This is a genomic window from Sphingobacterium detergens (assembly GCF_003610355.1).
Lineage (GTDB): Bacteria > Bacteroidota > Bacteroidia > Sphingobacteriales > Sphingobacteriaceae > Sphingobacterium > Sphingobacterium detergens.
This window is the reverse complement of record NZ_RAPY01000001.1, coordinates 1,091,486-1,108,441: the sequence shown is the minus strand read 5'-3', so window position 1 is coordinate 1,108,441 and position 16,956 is coordinate 1,091,486. Positions and strand designations below refer to the sequence as shown.

The following is a 16,956-nucleotide window of genomic DNA, read 5'->3' as shown; positions in this document are numbered from 1 at the left end:
ATATGGAGGTACCCTGACAGCAGGGGTGAAAAAAATTATAAAGTAATCAGAAAGCGCTGAATACCAGCCCGTATTTTTTTTAGGGCACGACTTAATTGGGTTTCAACTGTCTTCACGGAGATATCAAGTTCATCCGCAATTTGTTTGTAAGTCAGCCCTTGTTCACGGGATAGTTTGAAAATAAGCTGGCATTTCTCAGGCAAGGTTGAGACAACTTGTTCCAATCGGGCCCGCAATTCCTCAAATTGAAGCCAATCTTCGGTGGAGTTATCAAAATCTACCCAATCATTATCCTGCTGAAAGGCTTCTCGTTTATAACGCTGTGCCAGATATTTAAAGACCTTGTATTTCACAGCGACTGCGAGATAGGAGGAGACATTGCTCTCTATATGCAATTGCTGTCTTCGGAGCCAAATAGAGGTGAAGATATTCTGAACGATTTCCTGTGCGTCCTCCAGCGAATCTGTTTTTCGGGCAGCCTGATAGTAGAGCTTCTTCCAGTAGCGCTCATACAATGCTTCAAAAGCGATATTATCATCCTGTTGAATCAATAGAATCAACTCTTCATCCGAATGGCTCCCACTATCTTTCATCTGAGACAATAATCTGTTTTTCTTCGGTTATGTTATCTGACTATATAATTTGTGTTGTAAATGTAGTTACTAAATTAGGAATATTCCAATTTTTAAAATTAATATTGCCAGCCCAATTGTATAAGGTATTGTCTGTTTTGGTCTCCCGGACTATAGTTCGTTTTTCAGTAAATAAGCTAGGCGTTGAGCTTGGTTAGAAGATCTGAAAGGATGAATAATCGTAGTGGTGGACGCTGCTCTTATATACAGCTGTATGCGCTTTATTGTGTTAGGTTTGGTTATCTAGTAGTTAAAATGAATTAAGGCATCAATTTTTGTATTTTATCCGTTTTCAGTAGTCTAATACCTCGTTTAAAGTACTGTTAAAGTACATTTCGTTTTGTAACAAAATAGTGCTTTATCTGTACTTAAGAGGTACTATATCTGTACTGCGGAAGTGAGACCGCTATATATCTGCATCGAACGAACAGATATGTTGTGCTTTTTTTAACTGATGTATTTGAAATATTTCTTTTTGTTTAAGGTTAAAATGCTGTTTATTTATGCCTGACAAACACGAAGTGAGGTAGTCGTATCAATGCGAAAAAAAAGCTTTAATGCTAGGATAGGCCTGGTTTTCATTAAGATGGAAGGCTGCGAATAGAGGACGAGTACGAGTGCACAAAAACACAAAAAGAGTATCCAAATTGCTTAGATACTCTTTTTTCTGTTTTATTTAATGTTATAGCGATTAGAAGTTTGGTTTCAACAGATACTTATCATAGAAACGGAAGATATGATCTGCTGCTTCTTCAGCTGTATCAACGATGCGATAAAGTTTGAGATCTTCTTCACTGATATATTTGTTTGATAACATGGTATTTTGCACCCAGTCCATAAGGCCTTTCCAGTACTCTGAACCAACCAATACAATTGGGAAGCGGGCAATCTTACCTGTTTGAATCAAGGTAATCGCTTCAAAGAGTTCATCCATTGTTCCAAAGCCACCAGGCATAACGATATAACCTTGGGAGTATTTCATAAACATTACTTTTCGTACAAAAAAGTATTTGAACTCAAGTAGTTTATCCCGATCAATATATTTGTTGTGAAATTGTTCAAATGGAAGTTCAATATTCAAACCCACGGATTTTCCGCCAGACTCATAAGCACCTTTATTCGCGGCTTCCATAATCCCTGGGCCACCTCCAGATATAATACCATATCCACGTTCAGTTAGTAGCGCAGCGATATCTACAGCCATTTGATAATATTTGTGTTCACGTGGTGTGCGTGCCGAACCAAATATGGATACACAGGGGCCAATTTTAGCCAATTTTTCAAACCCGTCCACAAATTCTGACATGACTTTAAAAATCTGCCATGAATCTTTAACCTTAATTTCCTGCCATGTTTTGTTCTCAAAAGCGCGGATAATTTTATCTTCTTTTGTAATGTCCATATATAACGTTATACATTTAATTTCTAAAACCCATTTTTTTCAAAAAGGAATACAATATAGCTATTTTTTTAATACTAGCTACTTTTTACGATTATTCTTACATTTGCATTATGAATTTTTCTTCTAAACTTCTTGAGAACGCGGTTGCGGAATTTGGTAAATTACCGGGTGTGGGACAAAAGACAGCCCTAAGGCTGGTCTTGCATTTATTGAAGCAATCCGATCCCGAGGTGGCCCGTTTTACGGCGTCCATCGACCGGTTGAAAGAAGATATTCAATATTGCCAGGAATGTTTTAATATTTCCGATCATGCGACCTGTGAAATATGTGGATCGTTTAAACGTGAAAAGAGCCTCATCTGCGTGGTGGAAGATACACGTGATGTTATGGCCATCGAAAACACAAATTCTTACCAAGGTGTTTATCATGTATTAGGGGGACTGATTTCGCCAATGGACGGAATAGGTCCTGCTGACCTTAAAATCGAAGGATTACTCAACCGTATTCAACGGGGTGGTGTTGAGGAGGTTATTTTAGCGCTTTCAGCAACGATGGAAGGGGACACAACCATCTTTTATCTATACCGGAAATTGCGCGAGTTTAATATCAAGATTACAACAATCGCGCGCGGTATCGCATTTGGGGGTGAATTGGAATATGTCGATGAGCTGACCTTGGGCCGGTCAATCGCTACCAGGGTACCTTACGAACGGCATGTTGGCTAGTTGTATTTCAAATAGATCTCTTTGACTCCCTCATGGACTTTTCGGCCTTTCCGTATTTGTTGCTGTCTAACCTCATCCTTTAGGATCTGGCTATTTTCTTTTTTGTTTTTAAGCATGTTGAAGTAGGCAATCTTACCGATCGTTGTCTTTTCCAATCCCAATAGGTTGCAGGAGTAATTGCCCAGGAGATAGTTGTTATAGTACAAATGTACCTCCCGCATTAATTTTCTGCCAAACTTGTTTGTCGGGTAAGCTGCATGTACGGGTTCTTCCATAAGGGCCTGGGCTAATGCAATGCTGTCCTGATCGCCTTCTTTTTGGGTCATGGTCCAATAGTATAGGGCTTTGATGGCTTCTTCCTCTGTGTCTGGAAGCAGATTCAATGGAATACCCAATAAGCTCCCGATATACTTCCAAAGGTGCATAATTCCATTTATTTCGCTTTCTAATAAATTGAATTTCATTTGTTTAAGACCTATTAGGTAAACTAATGAAAAACCTAAGTTTGTTGCCAACATATCCCACATATTTAAAGGGATACCCCATTTTTCAGTGACCCAATCGCCATGTTTCAATATATTCAAGCGTGCGAAGGAATGGATACATCGCGTCAATAGAATGGCTTCAAAGCCAATACCACCTTTTCGCAATGCCTGGTCAGCGGTGATGTCGACCCAAAATGTTACCGTCTCGGTTAAGCGTTTGACAGCGCCTTTTTTAAGTGCTCCAGTAAAAATCAAGGGTTTGTTGATCGCGCTGGATTCATAACCACCCATGAGACAATAATCGCGTAATACAATGAGTCCAGTCAATCCTGAGCGCTGACTGAGCGCAATTCCCTGTTGTACTTTCTGCCAATCGAGCCATTGAGGCTCTATAGCCAAGGTGTCCATAAAATCCGAAATCAGTTTATCGTAAATGCTTTCGATGGCTTTGCCCTGCAGGTAATCCCGAATCAATTGTTGCCCTTTTGTAAAGCCAATTTTCAGATGTAAATGTTCTACCAATCGGTCACAGGCCTCATCGTATTGATATAACAATGGAATATATTGATCCGCATCAGCCAGATTTGGTTTATTGGGCAACTTATCTAGTAACTTCGCACCGATACCCTTGCTCCAATAATAGGAAAAGGAGGTTGTGTTAATTTTATAGCGCTCGGGTTTTTTCATTTTTAAATGGTATACCTAACTTGGAATCAACTGATCTGTTATTGATTTTAAATGGGTAAATTTATTGAATTGTCCATAGTGTATAACTTCCTGTTGCATAGATTTTTTTATCTTCTTTTGTAAAGTTAAAATCCATGTAATCTGTCTGGCAGGAAGAGATATCGCTACAGCAGAATTGTCGGGAAATTTTGAAATGAAGGCGAAAGGAACCCTTTAGCGTCATGCGATCAAAGAGAATATTGCTGATGCTAAAATCTGTCAGTGTCGGAGCACCATCTTGATCATCGAGCTGACCAACAACATGATCATTAATCAGTCGCTGCTGTTCGCTGCCTAATAATTTTGAGAATTGTATTGGATCGTTTCGCAGCGATTCAAAGTTGCTGTCTCCTGTTATTGTTAATGGTATGCTGATGTCTGTCATGTCTTAATATACATTAAATGCTCTCCAATTGGGGATGTACAAGTTATAGATCGCTTCTGACTCTTTCTTGTTTTTTCTGGAAAATTTACAAAATGCTGCTAAAACAACCAGATTAATCTGTTCTCTATCAAAATCAATCAATCGGGATGAAAAATAGATTTCATTGCCCTTGATTTTATAATTCGTGGTAGATAGCTTGCCTATACGGATTGCTGAAATTGCGTAGTTGTCCAGTTGTTCTTCCCAATAGGTTATCCTTTTGATCAGTTCATTGTATAACAATTCCTGACTCCAGGGCTTGAGCAACTTGAGTGTATTTACAGTCTTTCGTTGGTGAACGCAGATACTGCTTGATTTAAGTTCAATAACAGGTGCTGCTGAGGTTTGAAAAACCTTAACCAGGTAGGGTTTTGTAAATAAATGATAGGGATTTTCCAGGTAGGAATAGGACTGATCATGTCCAGAAGGTGTTGGCGGATTGAGTCTGATATATTGCTTGAGGGAGGCAATATCATAAAAAGGTGGTGCATACACACGAAAGGGGGAAGCTGTCCCTTGAATTTGGATATAATCTTTGTCCCAACTGACTATTTCATAAAAATTGTAATCAATTTCAATCTGCATATTACGAAAGTGGTGTTTTATAAAACGAGCTCAAAGTAACTATATTTTTGTATTAAACACAGGATTAAGAGAAAATTCATGCAGACTTTATATTTTAGGCCACAGCCATAATATTTACAAATGTTGTGATAATATCTACAAAGTAAAAGGGGCTAAATAGCTTAGCTTTGAAAAAAATGATATTTTCATGAATGAACTCAATCAGCGCAACGAACAGTATACATTAGAAAATGTACGATTGGAAACAGGTTTTCTCTATCGTGAAGGGAAAATTGTTGGAACTGATACGGCACTCTTTAAGGTAACAATAGCGGACGGAAAGATAAAGGAAATTCGGCCGGGTCAGACTACAGTTGGCTCCGGGGGATTTGATGCGAAAGGAAAATTGGCCTTACCCGCCTTTAGGGATATGCACATCCATTTGGATAAAACCCTTTATGGTCTACCTTGGAAAGCTGTATTTCCCAAAAATAGAACCGTGAAGGATATGATTGCCCGCGAGCAGGAAATTATTCCGGAACTGCTTAAAACCTCGGTGGAAAGGGCTGAAAAGCTAATCATGTTGCTACAGGGCTACGGAACTAATTTTGCAAGAACACATTTTAATGTCGATCCAACCTCTGGCACCAAATCATTAGCAAATCTATTGCGGGCATTGGAACATGTGAAAGATTCCTTTGGCGCAGAATTGGTAGCTTTCCCACAGCATGGCTTATATTATACGGACTCTGCTGGGCTGATGAAGGAAATTGCTGCTTGGGATAAGGTTGATTTTATAGGCGGTCTAGATCCCTTTAGTATCGATGGAAGTATCGAAAAACCCATGGATTTGACTGTTCAGTTAGCTTTGGACAACAAAAAGGGAATCGATATCCATCTGCATGAGGGGGGTGAATCTGGTGTCAAAACGATCCATTATTTAATAGACAAAGTACTTGAGAATCCCGCACTGCAGGGACGGACATTTATCAGTCATGCTTTTGCATTGGGCTATATGTCTCAAAAAGATCTTCAATATACAGCTGAACGCTTGGCTTCCGCCAAGGTCGGTATTGCGAGTTCAGTCCCGTTTCGCAATATGCTGATGCCATTGCCTCAACTGCGGAAAGCAGGAGTGGAGGTACTTACCGGAAATGATAATGTACAGGATCACTGGGGGACCTTCGGCAGTGGAAATATGTTGCAAAAAGCAAACCTTGCTGCGCAACTCTATGGTTATGAGACGGAATTTGATCTGTCCCGTTGCCTACACTATGCGACAAATGGAAAATTACCTTTGGACGATAGTGGTCAACAGGTATGGCCAAAGGTAGGAGATGAAGCGAGCTTCCTGTTGGTGGATGCAAGCTGCTCTGCTGAAGCTGTATCACGTATCTCAGCTGTCGATGGCCTACTGCACAAAGGGAATATCGTCAAGTGGAGCAATTCGTCTCCAATTTAATCGGCTTACACGCCCCATTTATTGTTTTATTATATTGCCACTTTTTATCCGTTAGTGATAAAAAGTGGTTTTTTTTGAATTTTCTGTCAGCTCACTTACTCGGTATATTGGTCAGAAAGAACCTTCCATTGATTATCTTGGCTGTGCTGCGGAAAGGACGAAGATTTTTATTGTACAAAGCTTGTCTTGCAATAATCAATTTTATAGTTGCTGTTTTCAAGAACCAGCTGAACCTCATTTTGTGTTTTTATATTGTTACCATAATCTATAAATACGCTGTACTTGCCTGTGCTTAGCTTCTTGATCTCGACGGTATTAATGGCTAGGGCATCATCGTTACCTCGGCCGAATAACCACATTTCCTGCGTGTAGAGTGGGTAAATTTTTCCCCACTTCGCTTTGTATCGCGCTTCCGCCACCGGTAATTCTGCGTCTGTTAGATTGGAGGGGCCATAGATTTCATTGGCATCTGCTAAGAACTCCATAAAACGTGCCGTGCAGAGGGCTTCTTCCTTGTCCAGATAATAACAATACTTCCCTGATTTATCATCATTGCAGTGAAAAATGCGCTCCAGCCATACTTTGGCTGGGTCAAGATCTGTTGTTGACTTTACCCGATCGCTGGCTTTCGCAGTATCAGCGCTACTTTTGGTTGTTAGGCTGTCGCCGGCGGGCTTTACAGCATTATTTTTAGGATTTGAACCCGTGCAACCTGTAGCGACAAAATAGATAGTCAGTAGAACCAATAATGTTTTTGCTCTCATTTAGTAAATTCCAGTTAATTATAACGGTGTAAAAATAGCACTTATATCAGATAGCTTTCTCATGGAAATCAGTGATATTTATTGTTATCTAATGATCATCTAGGCATATCTCTCGTCTAGTTACTGTTAATCTGCGCAATATAAATGCGCAATTCGGGTTGTGATTTTTAATGCTAACGTTTGTTTTTAAATTTTTATATCTTATTACCAGTGTGTTGTATTTATTTTTGTTATTTTCTTTGTGTTTTATTTTATTGCGCAAATGGCCTGCATGTTAATCGTGTGATCTTTGTAATGTCAGCAATGATAAACGTTCTTTGATGAAACCATCATGATTTATTCAGTCACACTAGAGAGTGAATAAATCTGATAGCTTCATCACAATTGAAAAAAAAAATTATATAGATGAAAACTAGCAAAATGCTTTTAAGATATGTACTTCTTTTTAGGAGAAGTATAAAAAGACTCTCATTCTTTGATTTGCATCCTAGTCTCCTGTTTCTGTATAGCAGGATAGTATTGTTCCCAATGGGACTCAATATACTGATAAGAAGAGGAGAATGAGAGAAGGTTGCCACCAGGGTTGAAGGTTCGAATCCTTCCCTCGAAAGAGGTAGCTCAAGGGTAGAGCAAGGCAGTTTAGTTGTCGTGTGGGTTCGAATCCCACTTCCATTTTCGGATGGAATAGCATAAGGGTATTGCACAGAATTTAGGTTCTGGTTTTGAAAGTTATACCTTCTTTAAAAAGGTTACTTAAATAAAGCTTGCTATAGTCTGTCCGGCACTGAGGAGAACTTCGTTTTTCTTCATGGCAGTCGGTGAGGAGCCCGTGATCGGGAACATCTCATACAGAGACGATACAGGATGAGCGTTGTCGTGGATCGCTAAGGCGGCCATTTCGAACGCTTCTACGGTAAAGCTCCGTATGGGCTCTTTTTGATCCCGCTCGGCATTGATGGGTAGCTCATAGCAAGTTTTGTCATTGGAAAATAGTATAAACAATAAATATTATGAAAAGAGTACAAGTAAATGTCAATGAAATTGGATTGGTGGTTAAAAATAACCAAGTTATCCGTGTATTGGAAGCCGGTAAGTACTGGTTGGGTTTCGGTGAAAAACTGGAGACATACAATAGGGCAAATTCGTTTCCGTCTAACCATAACATTGATGTGCTCTTACAGGTGGAGGGCTTTCGTGAACTGGTGGATATTGTCGAAGTGGCGGATACGGCAATTGCGCTGGTTTTCTTAAACAATAATTTTGAAAAGACCTTGGCAGCAGGTAGACATGTGTTCTGGAAGGGGTTGCAAGTACGCAAATTTCAGCTGGAGGATATTTCGGAGATCGAAATACTAGCTTCTGTCAACCGTCAATTGTTTGAAAAGCAAACGTTGGCTTATTATATCCGTCAATACAAAGTTGAACCAAATGAGAAAGGATTACTTTTTGTTGATGGCGTGTTTACAGAAATTTTGGATCCAGGAACGTATTACTGGTGGAAGAACGCAAAAACTATTGCGGTGTCAAAAGCAGATATGCGTGTGTTAACTTTGGATGTGGTAGGTCAGGAGATTCTATCGCGGGACAAAGCGCAAATACGGATCAATTTCACGTTGCAATATCAAATCGTTGATATCGTCAAAGCGCTGTTGGATAATAAGGAATATGAGAAGCAATTGTATGCTGTGATGCAATTAAATCTCCGGACATATATCGGTCAGATGACGCTGGATGAACTGATGGACAAGAAGACAGAGATAAGCACTTATATTTTGCAAAATACGATGGAGTATATTGCTGGATTAGGCTTACGTCTATTAACTTGCGGAGTCAAAGATATTATTCTGCCAGGGGATGTCCGTGATATCATGAACCAGGTGTTGATCGCTGAAAAACGCGCTCAGGCAAATATTATTATGCGTCGTGAAGAAACTGCTTCGACTAGAAGTTTGCTGAATACGGCAAAACTTATGGAGGAGAATGCGATGTTGTTTAAATTGAAAGAAATGGAGTATGTGGAGAAAATTGCCGAAAGGATCAATAACATCTCTATTTCGGGAAATGGGCAGATTGTAGATCAATTAAAGCAGTTGTTTGTGAAGTAGCGACAAAGGGAAGTTAATAAAATTGAGGACAAAAGAGGTGCAGGTAGCAATTGTAAAGAGGTATTGCTACCTGCTTGGGATTGGAAAGATCCCCCTCGTTAAAAAAGATAAAAATGGAAAATAAAAGAATTAACGGCAATGATCTCATTGCATTAGGATATAAAGAGAATCATACATTGGGTGCTGCGTTGAAAATCAACAGCAAGCGACATGGTTTTACGCGAGCGGAAATGTTAGCCAAATTTAAATCTGTGCTGGAAAATCCAACAGCGTATACTGAAGATACTATTTTCAGTGTGTTGGCAGAGTCCATATTAGGACAGGATGTTGTTGATGCCACATTAATTCCTTTGAATGAAGATCCTGTGGAATATACAATTTATGGCGCGTCCGGAATAGAAGCGGGAGCTAAAGAACAGATGAAAGTAGCCATGAAGCTGCCGGTTACGGTTGCTGGCGCTTTGATGCCCGATGCCCATCAAGGATACGGACTGCCGATCGGTGGTGTATTGGCTACCGATAATGCTGTAATTCCTTACGGAGTTGGCGTTGATATTGGTTGCCGAATGGCTTTGTCCATCTTTGATCTGCCAGCATCCTTATTGGATACAGATACGGCGACATTAAAAGAGACTATTCTGAAACATACGCGATTTGGTGCCGGCAATGGCTATCTGAAACATGAACGTGTGGATCATGCCGTCCTGGACAATAAATTGTTTGCAGAAAATGATCTGCTTAGATCCTTAAAAGATAAGGCATGGACACAGTTAGGTTCTTCCGGTGGAGGGAATCACTTTGTGGAATTTGGGATTGTGGAGTTTGTTGAAAAGGATGAGGTGCTGAACATTGAGAAAGGACTTTACCTGGGTTTGTTGACACATTCGGGATCCCGAGGTCTAGGCGCAACTGTGGCTGCTCATTACACCAAATTGGCGAAGACTTTATGTAAGTTGCCCTATCAAGCTCAAAATCTGGCTTATCTGGATTTAAATACAATGGAAGGACAAGAATATTGGTTGGCAATGAATCTGGCTGGTGATTATGCTTCGGCCTGCCATGAAGTTATTCATGACAAGATCAAAGATGCTTTGGGGGCGGAATTGCTAGCCAAAATTGAAAACCATCATAATTTTGCATGGAAAGAAACCTGGAATGACCGGGAGGTTGTGGTACACCGAAAAGGAGCTACTCCTGCGGCAAAAGGCGTGATGGGAATTATCCCGGGTTCCATGGCTACTCCTGGATTTCTGGTACGCGGAAAAGGAGAGATGGCTGCTATCCAATCGGCATCTCATGGTGCGGGACGATTGATGAGCCGTACACAAGCAATCAAGACGCTTGCTGCTAGTGAGTTGAAAGATATGCTTGCTGATCGAGGGATTACGCTTTTGGGAGCCGGGATGGATGAAGCACCCATGGCCTACAAAGATATCCATACCGTCATGGCCTCGCAAGAGGAGTTGGTGGACGTCGTCGCAAAGTTCTCACCAAAAATTGTCCGTATGGCTGATGATGGTAGCCGCGAAGATTAGGGGTATTTTGAAGCTTTATTAAATTAAATATAAAAGGATCAAATTCTTAATGAATTTTGATCCTTTTTCTTGTCTGTTAGTATTTTCAATTTGGAGCCAGTCGCTTGATGCCAGTTCTTGCTGCTAGCTATGGGCGACTTCCTTGTAGGTATATACATTATAAGGATAGATCCTTTTGGCAAGTATTTTGGCGATGACACTTACCACTAATAAGGGTGCAAATAGTAGATAACCTGAAGGGACGATGCTGGCAATAATGAAAATCGCAGTAAATGGTGCATGGATGGCAGCAGAAAGCATCGCTGCGGCTCCAAATAGCGCAAAATTAATGACAATAAGATGGGTGCCCAGATAGTGATTGCACAGTTGCGCAAAAAATACACCTAAAAGTGCGCCTGTTACAATACTGGGGGCAAAGACACCACCATCACCACCGGCCCCTAGGGTAAGTGCCGCTGCAAGCGGTTTTAATAGGACTAATAGCAGTAACGGAAGAAAGTAGAGCCAGTTGATAGATCCATGTAAACTACTTTCCAGGATTTCTCCGAGACCGTGATAGCTGTCGCCATATAGGGCTGGCAAAAAGAAGATCAAGATCCCCACTGTAATGGCTCCCAAATTGACCCGGATAAAATTATTCTTTATTCCGGCAAAGAAAGATTTTGCATAGATCACAATTTTTGTGAAATACAAGGCTAATAGACCAGCGATTAGGCCTAGTAAGACGATAAAAGGGACGGCCTGCCATTGCCATTGCTTCGCTGCAAAGTTGAACAAAGGACTGTCATCCATATAGTGTACGAATAGCGAGGCGACCAACATGGAACTGATGCCACTGATCAATAGTGTTTTGTTGTATTTTCTGGCGATGACTTCAAAGGCAAATAACAAGCCGCCAAGTGCACTGCCAAACAATAGTGTTACACCGGCAATAACACCCGCGCAGATCAGTTCTGTTTTATAGGCCCAAGCAGGGTGAAGACGCTTATAGGCCTGGTTTCCCACAGTGGCTGTGGCTACTACAGTAGAAACTTCAATACCAGTTGATCCGCCAAAAATAACGGTCAAAAAGCCGTTGATATAGTGGGATGGTATTTTGAAAAAAGGCAAATGATCCTTTCGTGTTTCCAGCGTTGTATAAATCTCCTTGATTCCTTTGTTTTTCCGGTTTTGAAAAGCATACTTTCGTAGAAAATATATTGCCGTAATACCTACACTTGGCAATAGGATAAATAGTCTGGGATCCCAGTTTAAAACGCCTTCAGCTATTTTTTCCTGTACATATCCGGTAATATGTTTCAGGCTGTAAGCGAGTAGGCAACATATCAGGCTTACGAAAACTGAACTTCCGATTAATTTTATGTAGCTGTATCGTACGATTTTCTTACGGTGGGCTGTGGTGTCCTGCATTTTAGTTTAATTAAATCGGCACAAAGGTAAAAGATATTTTGGCTAAAATAAATGTAAGAGAGGTCCGACATACGTTTTGTTACATTCACTAGAAAGTAAATAAAAATTGTCAGGGTTTTAACAGGCTTGACTGTTATTGCCCTGAATGATGTAATGAAATCTTTGGCTATTGGAGTGCAATGAAAATATCAACCTTTGCCTGCTCGGGGTTTTGTGCTTTCTCACCGTATATTTCAAAATCTGCTGAAAATGCTCTTGGAAGATCGGCTTCCCAGATGTTCAACCAGGCATCGTAAACAATACCTGCCGCCAGGTTTCCTTCAGCCTCAACATGATGATACAGGCTTTCTTCGATGCGTATGCCATCCATATCTTCCGGGAGATCATCAAGATGTGCAACCTTACAACCTAATAAGGTTGTGTAAGGCAAGGTGTGATCCCTTTCGTATTCTGTGTAAACACAATAGAGCTCATTGGATACTTTATTTGGAATCCGGTTCATGATATCATTTTCGAAAAATCTGGCCCATAGTTCAGGAATATCTTTGGCGGCTTGATTGTTCTGATTGCTTGTACGTATAGCAATTCCAATAATATTGAAAGAAGGTATAGATTTATTTTCCATGCGTTTTATATTTTTCTCAAAAATAGACTTGACAGCTGACAACAGCATGTCATTAGGGAATGCTGGATTGAAAAAAATAGATTCTTCCCAATGGATCCAAAATCTTAGGTAGGGTAGTAAATCAATGTTCTTTTTTCCATATTTTTTCAGAAAAAGGTAGGTATTCGGATAATGCTGCTGAGCCGTACCAAGAATAGTATAGGGGTTCCAAAAAACCATTTTTAATTGCTGGATCTGTCTGAAGTATTTCTTTGGCCTGTTCAATTGTTGCAACCTTATTGAGGATAAAAAGACCTCGAAAGCCACTGTCATTTTTTCCAAATGGGCCAGCTACAATCAACTGCCCATTCTTGACCAAACGGCCAATATTTTCCATATGTCCTTTAAAGCTTTCGCTGATCAGTTGTTTATCTGTGGTTTTATTTTGGCCAGTTTTTAGCAGCACGAAAATATAACTTTTCATACCATAATCGTCAGCGTCCAACTTGGCAGCTAAGTCGCGATCATAATTGGGGTTTTCACCCAGACTGTCATTTTTTATTTTGTGGACATAAAAAGCATGTGCTTTTCCGGATTTCCCTTCAACTGAAATATGAATACGGTCTCCGGCAAGCTGTTTATAACGTATTCGGTTGGGAAAATCGTGGTGCTCATTGATAAACGAATAGGTGCTATCCTTAAAAGTCAATTCAAAGTCTATTTCTTTTCCGTTATTTTGACCGATTACCAAAGCGGTGTAAATAACTTTGTCACCGAGTTTTTTGATTTTCAGATACTCACTGACGATTTTTTGGTCATTTTTAATGCTGTAAGAAACACCCTTTAATTCACTGTCGCTCATGCGATCCCAGTGTTCATAGCGTTCTTTATCAGCTACTTTCCAGGTGCCTTGGAGAAATGCGGGGAAGGGGGCTTGCGCGAATACTGATCGCGAAAACAAGATGCAGATGAGGCTAAGCCATAAGATGATAGACTGTTTCATTTTAGATGTAATCTATTTTAAATTAGCTTGTTATTCCTTTTTGGTTAAACGTATAATACTGCTCTAAAGCCACGTGCGGCATAGTAGGAGATAGCACCATTGTGGTAGGTGAAAACATGATCATACCGGCGGTCACAGAATAGGGCGCCTCCGAGTTTACGGATATCGGCCGGTGTCTGTATCCAGCTTGATGTTTTCAGGTCAAATTGCCCCAGCGTTTGTAACTGTCGATATTGTTCTTCTGTCAGCAATTCGACTCCCATCTGTTTAGCTGTTTCCATGGCACTGCCTACCGGTTTATTTTCTTTTCTGGAATCCAATGCGGACTGGTCGAAACACAAACTCCTTCTTCCTTTTGGGGTTTCCTCGGCGCAGTCAACAAACAAATAAGCAGCATTAACCGGATCTATTCCGATAACATCAGGTTCGCCACCACTCTGTTCCATTTGATGTAGGCTCCAGATCTTGGTCGGGTTTTCTTCCAGTTTATGTTGTATCTGCTCCCAGACAAGATCCTGATGTCTGTTCATATTCGTATCAAACCGCTGCTTCAGCACTTTGTATAATGCTGCCTGATCCGTAGCTGAAAGTGATTTTTTCATATTTGGTATAATTTGAATCTAAAATACACAATTAAAATAAATCTGTTTATAGTGGATTATTGTAATCCAATTAAATTACTTATTTGGGAATTGAATTAAATTTATATTTTTACGTTCAAATTTTTAATAAAATATGGCTTCAGGAATATTTGCAATATTAGATGATATTGCGGCTTTAATGGATGATGTTGCAGTTGCTAGTAAGATAGCAACAAAAAAAACAGCTGGAATTTTGGGTGATGATTTAGCCGTGAATGCGGAGAAAGCTACCGGATTCTTAGCATCTCGGGAATTGCCCGTTCTGTGGGCCATTACAAAGGGATCTTTAGTGAATAAGCTGATTATCGTTCCCATAGCTTTACTACTGAATGTCTTTTTTCCAATAGCCATTAAATATATTTTGATCTTGGGTGGATTTTATCTGGCCTTTGAAGGGGTTGAAAAGATTATTGAGTATTTGTTCCATCGTAAACATCAGGCTGGCGAATCCCATGTTGAGGAGGTTATCGAAGAGAATAATACGGAGGCCGAAAAGTCAAAAATCAAGGCAGCTATTACGACTGATTTTATTCTTTCTGTGGAAATCGTGATTATTGCATTGGGAACGGTACTTGATAAAAGTCTGACCTTGCAAATCATTACTGTTTGTGTGGTTGCTTTGCTTGCTACAGTTGGTGTTTATGGCATTGTAGCATTGATTGTCAGGATGGATGATGCTGGATATAAGTTGATTAAAAGTGCGAAGGAAAAAGGACCATTGGCCAGTTTAGGCAGATTGCTGGTTCGCGCTTTGCCTTTTATTATCAAATTATTGGCTGTGGTAGGTACGATTGCCTTGATTTTGGTTTCGGGAGGTATTTTTTCGCATTATATAGATTTTCTACACCATGTATTACCAAATTTTCCAAGTATGGCTAAGGAATTTTTGTTCGGTTTGGGCGGTGGTATTATCGCGGTGCTACTTTTTACAGTAGGTAAGAAAATTTTCGGCAAAAAGAAGGCGGTAAGCGCGAATTAATAGCGTAAATAGATAAAAAAAATAGGGCTGGTAATCTTTACCAGCCCTATTTTTTTTGAATAGCCCGTTATGCTTTAGATTTCTTCGGCTGCCGCTTCAGCAGCCGCATCCAATTCGACCTGTTCACCTTTTGTATTGATTAGAATGACGTCATCTGAGCCTTCTTTCGAGACGGATGCTACGCCATCGCTAAATGCTGTTGCACCGCTGTAGATAAAAGGAATGGCAATTTTTCCTTGACCATTTAAATAGCCGTATTTGCCGTCTTTACTCGCAAGGAAAAGATTCGGTTCTTCGGTTATTGAAATAAAATCATAAGCTGGAGCCAATGTTTTGTTTGTTTTAATATCAACGAGACTGTATTTGTCATTTTCGACACTAATAAAATGTGTGCCGTTATTCTCGGAAATGAAACTATAGCTAGCCGGTACAGTGATTTTTCCAGCTTGATTTAAAATGCCATATTTTTCATTTTGTTGAAAAACAGCGTAACCACCATTGATAAAGGAGATCATATCGTAATTTGCCGGAATAAGGACTTTACCTGCCTTGTCAAGTATCCCATATTTTTCTTTTAGACCGAATAGAAATTGTCCCGAATTATCATCATAGCTTAAATATTCGTATTGAAAGGGGATAACTGCTTTTCCTGCAAGGTTGATTGCACCATATTTCTCATTCTTAAACTGGACCACACTGATTTCACCTACAAATGGTGTAATGTAATGATATTGGGCAGGTACGATGATTTGTTGCGCATTATCTTGCAATCCCATAAGACCCGAGGTACTGTCTTCAAATAGGTAAAGATTTTCCGCCATTTGATTGCTTTCCTCACCTTCTTGGCCTTCTTCGTAGATAGATTCCACTTGATCATAGTCTTCGGGAACAATAAAGTCATTGTCATTTAACTGACTGTTTGCGACACTTTGTGCGACAATATCTACACCAAGAGGTGTGGTTACCTGAAGTACAGCACCTGGAATTTTTTTGAAGATATCAAAACCTTCCCAATAGATAACAGGTAGCTTCTCGCTATACCAGATGGACAAGTTGGTATTACCTTCGATATCTTCCATATTGGGGAGCTCAATCTGTGCCAATTTGCAAGGATAACCCGCAATGGTTTTAGTTTGACCGGGAACTAATTTTATGGAGAAGGAGGTTGCGTCCTCTTCGTGTACAGTGTATTTCGATAGGGAGGGATAAAGGATCGTTGATTTATCTTCATTCTTTTTCGCAAGAAAAATGGACTCTTGTCCCTCCGCCGAAGATATAACTTTTATCTTGTCGTTGCTGACATATGCTTCATAAAGGGAAACAGGGCCTTCTTGCTCCGTGCCGCCACTGTTGTTTGCGAATACAATAGCATAATTAATTTTAAATGCCTTATTGACCTGCGCGAAAGATACCGTACTGGCAGCCATTAATACGGCGAATGATAAGAATGTTTTTTTCATCTGTATAAATTTGCTTTTTTTGGTGAGGAAATTAT

The 16,956-nt window shown here is 40.0% G+C and carries 17 protein-coding genes; 5 read left to right on the top strand and 12 right to left on the bottom strand.

From position 1 onward, the window contains the following. Window positions 1–35: 35 nt before the first annotated feature. Both DFQ12_RS04835 and DFQ12_RS04830 read right to left on the bottom strand, forming a co-directional pair. Window positions 36–593, bottom strand: a complete 558-nt coding sequence (locus DFQ12_RS04835) for an RNA polymerase sigma-70 factor (protein WP_120257867.1) — start codon at window positions 591–593, stop codon at window positions 36–38. A gap of 730 nt (window positions 594–1,323) precedes the next feature. After that, window positions 1,324–2,028, bottom strand: coding sequence for an LOG family protein (locus DFQ12_RS04830; protein ID WP_167457254.1), 705 nt, complete (start codon window positions 2,026–2,028; stop codon window positions 1,324–1,326). A gap of 116 nt (window positions 2,029–2,144) precedes the next feature. Here DFQ12_RS04830 and recR point away from each other — a divergent pair, with 116 nt between their 5' ends. Then, window positions 2,145–2,759 (top strand): recombination mediator RecR, encoded by a 615-nt coding sequence (gene recR / locus DFQ12_RS04825; RefSeq protein WP_120257865.1) that lies wholly within the window; start codon window positions 2,145–2,147, stop codon window positions 2,757–2,759. On the opposite strand, the gene DFQ12_RS04820 is transcribed toward recR, so the two are convergent. The 3 genes from DFQ12_RS04820 to DFQ12_RS04810 form a co-directional block, all read right to left on the bottom strand. Beyond that, complete coding sequence (locus tag DFQ12_RS04820) at window positions 2,756–3,931, bottom strand: oxygenase MpaB family protein (protein ID WP_120257864.1); 1,176 nt, start codon at window positions 3,929–3,931, stop codon at window positions 2,756–2,758. The genes recR and DFQ12_RS04820 overlap by 4 nt on opposite strands. A gap of 61 nt (window positions 3,932–3,992) precedes the next feature. Beyond that, on the bottom strand, window positions 3,993–4,355 hold the full coding sequence (locus DFQ12_RS04815; protein ID WP_120257863.1) for a hypothetical protein: 363 nt from the start codon (window positions 4,353–4,355) through the stop codon (window positions 3,993–3,995). A gap of 3 nt (window positions 4,356–4,358) precedes the next feature. Then, window positions 4,359–4,979, bottom strand: coding sequence for a hypothetical protein (locus tag DFQ12_RS04810; RefSeq protein ID WP_120257862.1), 621 nt, complete (start codon window positions 4,977–4,979; stop codon window positions 4,359–4,361). Window positions 4,980–5,166: 187 nt separating this feature from the next. On the opposite strand from DFQ12_RS04810, the gene DFQ12_RS04805 reads away from it, so the two are divergent. Continuing rightward, the gene (locus tag DFQ12_RS04805; RefSeq protein WP_120257861.1) at window positions 5,167–6,420 is read left to right on the top strand and encodes an amidohydrolase; all 1,254 of its coding nucleotides are present in this window, start codon (window positions 5,167–5,169) and stop codon (window positions 6,418–6,420) included. 167 nt (window positions 6,421–6,587) lie between these two features. Here the strand turns inward: DFQ12_RS04805 and DFQ12_RS04800 are convergent, their stop codons facing one another. Together DFQ12_RS04800 and DFQ12_RS28255 are read right to left on the bottom strand one after the other, a co-directional pair. Further along, on the bottom strand, window positions 6,588–7,184 hold the full coding sequence (locus DFQ12_RS04800; RefSeq protein ID WP_120257860.1) for a hypothetical protein: 597 nt from the start codon (window positions 7,182–7,184) through the stop codon (window positions 6,588–6,590). Window positions 7,185–7,937: 753 nt separating this feature from the next. After that, window positions 7,938–8,186: a hypothetical protein gene (locus DFQ12_RS28255; protein WP_120257859.1), complete on the bottom strand. Its 249-nt coding sequence runs from the start codon at window positions 8,184–8,186 to the stop codon at window positions 7,938–7,940. Between the two features lie 8 nt (window positions 8,187–8,194). Here DFQ12_RS28255 and DFQ12_RS04790 point away from each other — a divergent pair, with 8 nt between their 5' ends. Together DFQ12_RS04790 and DFQ12_RS04785 are read left to right on the top strand one after the other, a co-directional pair. Beyond that, the gene (locus DFQ12_RS04790; protein ID WP_120257858.1) at window positions 8,195–9,289 is read left to right on the top strand and encodes a slipin family protein; all 1,095 of its coding nucleotides are present in this window, start codon (window positions 8,195–8,197) and stop codon (window positions 9,287–9,289) included. A gap of 113 nt (window positions 9,290–9,402) precedes the next feature. Further along, the gene (locus DFQ12_RS04785; RefSeq protein ID WP_120257857.1) at window positions 9,403–10,824 is read left to right on the top strand and encodes an RtcB family protein; all 1,422 of its coding nucleotides are present in this window, start codon (window positions 9,403–9,405) and stop codon (window positions 10,822–10,824) included. A 123-nt stretch (window positions 10,825–10,947) separates the two neighbouring features. Here DFQ12_RS04785 and DFQ12_RS04780 read toward each other — a convergent pair whose 3' ends face one another. The 4 genes from DFQ12_RS04780 to DFQ12_RS04765 form a co-directional block, all read right to left on the bottom strand. Continuing rightward, on the bottom strand, window positions 10,948–12,234 hold the full coding sequence (locus tag DFQ12_RS04780) for a chloride channel protein (RefSeq protein WP_120257856.1): 1,287 nt from the start codon (window positions 12,232–12,234) through the stop codon (window positions 10,948–10,950). Window positions 12,235–12,400: 166 nt separating this feature from the next. Beyond that, complete coding sequence (locus DFQ12_RS04775) at window positions 12,401–12,859, bottom strand: GyrI-like domain-containing protein (RefSeq protein ID WP_120259225.1); 459 nt, start codon at window positions 12,857–12,859, stop codon at window positions 12,401–12,403. Window positions 12,860–12,980: 121 nt separating this feature from the next. After that, window positions 12,981–13,841: a DUF6265 family protein gene (locus DFQ12_RS04770; RefSeq protein WP_120257855.1), complete on the bottom strand. Its 861-nt coding sequence runs from the start codon at window positions 13,839–13,841 to the stop codon at window positions 12,981–12,983. A 44-nt stretch (window positions 13,842–13,885) separates the two neighbouring features. After that, window positions 13,886–14,443, bottom strand: coding sequence for a DUF4256 domain-containing protein (locus DFQ12_RS04765; protein ID WP_120257854.1), 558 nt, complete (start codon window positions 14,441–14,443; stop codon window positions 13,886–13,888). 133 nt (window positions 14,444–14,576) lie between these two features. Here DFQ12_RS04765 and DFQ12_RS04760 point away from each other — a divergent pair, with 133 nt between their 5' ends. After that, a complete protein-coding gene (locus tag DFQ12_RS04760) occupies window positions 14,577–15,461 on the top strand; it encodes a DUF808 domain-containing protein (RefSeq protein ID WP_120257853.1) in 885 nt (294 codons plus the stop codon). 74 nt (window positions 15,462–15,535) lie between these two features. Here DFQ12_RS04760 and DFQ12_RS04755 read toward each other — a convergent pair whose 3' ends face one another. Then, complete coding sequence (locus DFQ12_RS04755; RefSeq protein ID WP_120257852.1) at window positions 15,536–16,921, bottom strand: WG repeat-containing protein; 1,386 nt, start codon at window positions 16,919–16,921, stop codon at window positions 15,536–15,538. Window positions 16,922–16,956: the final 35 nt, after the last annotated feature.

Excerpts from the sequence above, each read along its gene's own strand:
- DFQ12_RS04820 (WP_120257864.1), bottom strand. The coding sequence starts at position 3,931 with ATGAAAAAACCCGAGCGCTATAAAATTAACACAACCTCCTTTTCCTAT.
- DFQ12_RS04760 (WP_120257853.1), top strand. The coding sequence starts at position 14,577 with ATGGCTTCAGGAATATTTGCAATATTAGATGATATTGCGGCTTTAATG.
- DFQ12_RS04755 (WP_120257852.1), bottom strand. The coding sequence starts at position 16,921 with ATGAAAAAAACATTCTTATCATTCGCCGTATTAATGGCTGCCAGTACG.
- DFQ12_RS04810 (WP_120257862.1), bottom strand. The coding sequence starts at position 4,979 with ATGCAGATTGAAATTGATTACAATTTTTATGAAATAGTCAGTTGGGAC.
- DFQ12_RS04765 (WP_120257854.1), bottom strand. The coding sequence starts at position 14,443 with ATGAAAAAATCACTTTCAGCTACGGATCAGGCAGCATTATACAAAGTG.
- DFQ12_RS04800 (WP_120257860.1), bottom strand. The coding sequence starts at position 7,184 with ATGAGAGCAAAAACATTATTGGTTCTACTGACTATCTATTTTGTCGCT.
- DFQ12_RS04775 (WP_120259225.1), bottom strand. The coding sequence starts at position 12,859 with ATGGAAAATAAATCTATACCTTCTTTCAATATTATTGGAATTGCTATA.
- DFQ12_RS04835 (WP_120257867.1), bottom strand. The coding sequence starts at position 593 with ATGAAAGATAGTGGGAGCCATTCGGATGAAGAGTTGATTCTATTGATT.
- DFQ12_RS04770 (WP_120257855.1), bottom strand. The coding sequence starts at position 13,841 with ATGAAACAGTCTATCATCTTATGGCTTAGCCTCATCTGCATCTTGTTT.
- DFQ12_RS04815 (WP_120257863.1), bottom strand. The coding sequence starts at position 4,355 with ATGACAGACATCAGCATACCATTAACAATAACAGGAGACAGCAACTTT.
- DFQ12_RS04790 (WP_120257858.1), top strand. The coding sequence starts at position 8,195 with ATGAAAAGAGTACAAGTAAATGTCAATGAAATTGGATTGGTGGTTAAA.
- DFQ12_RS04780 (WP_120257856.1), bottom strand. The coding sequence starts at position 12,234 with ATGCAGGACACCACAGCCCACCGTAAGAAAATCGTACGATACAGCTAC.
- DFQ12_RS04805 (WP_120257861.1), top strand. The coding sequence starts at position 5,167 with ATGAATGAACTCAATCAGCGCAACGAACAGTATACATTAGAAAATGTA.
- DFQ12_RS04785 (WP_120257857.1), top strand. The coding sequence starts at position 9,403 with ATGGAAAATAAAAGAATTAACGGCAATGATCTCATTGCATTAGGATAT.
- recR (WP_120257865.1), top strand. The coding sequence starts at position 2,145 with ATGAATTTTTCTTCTAAACTTCTTGAGAACGCGGTTGCGGAATTTGGT.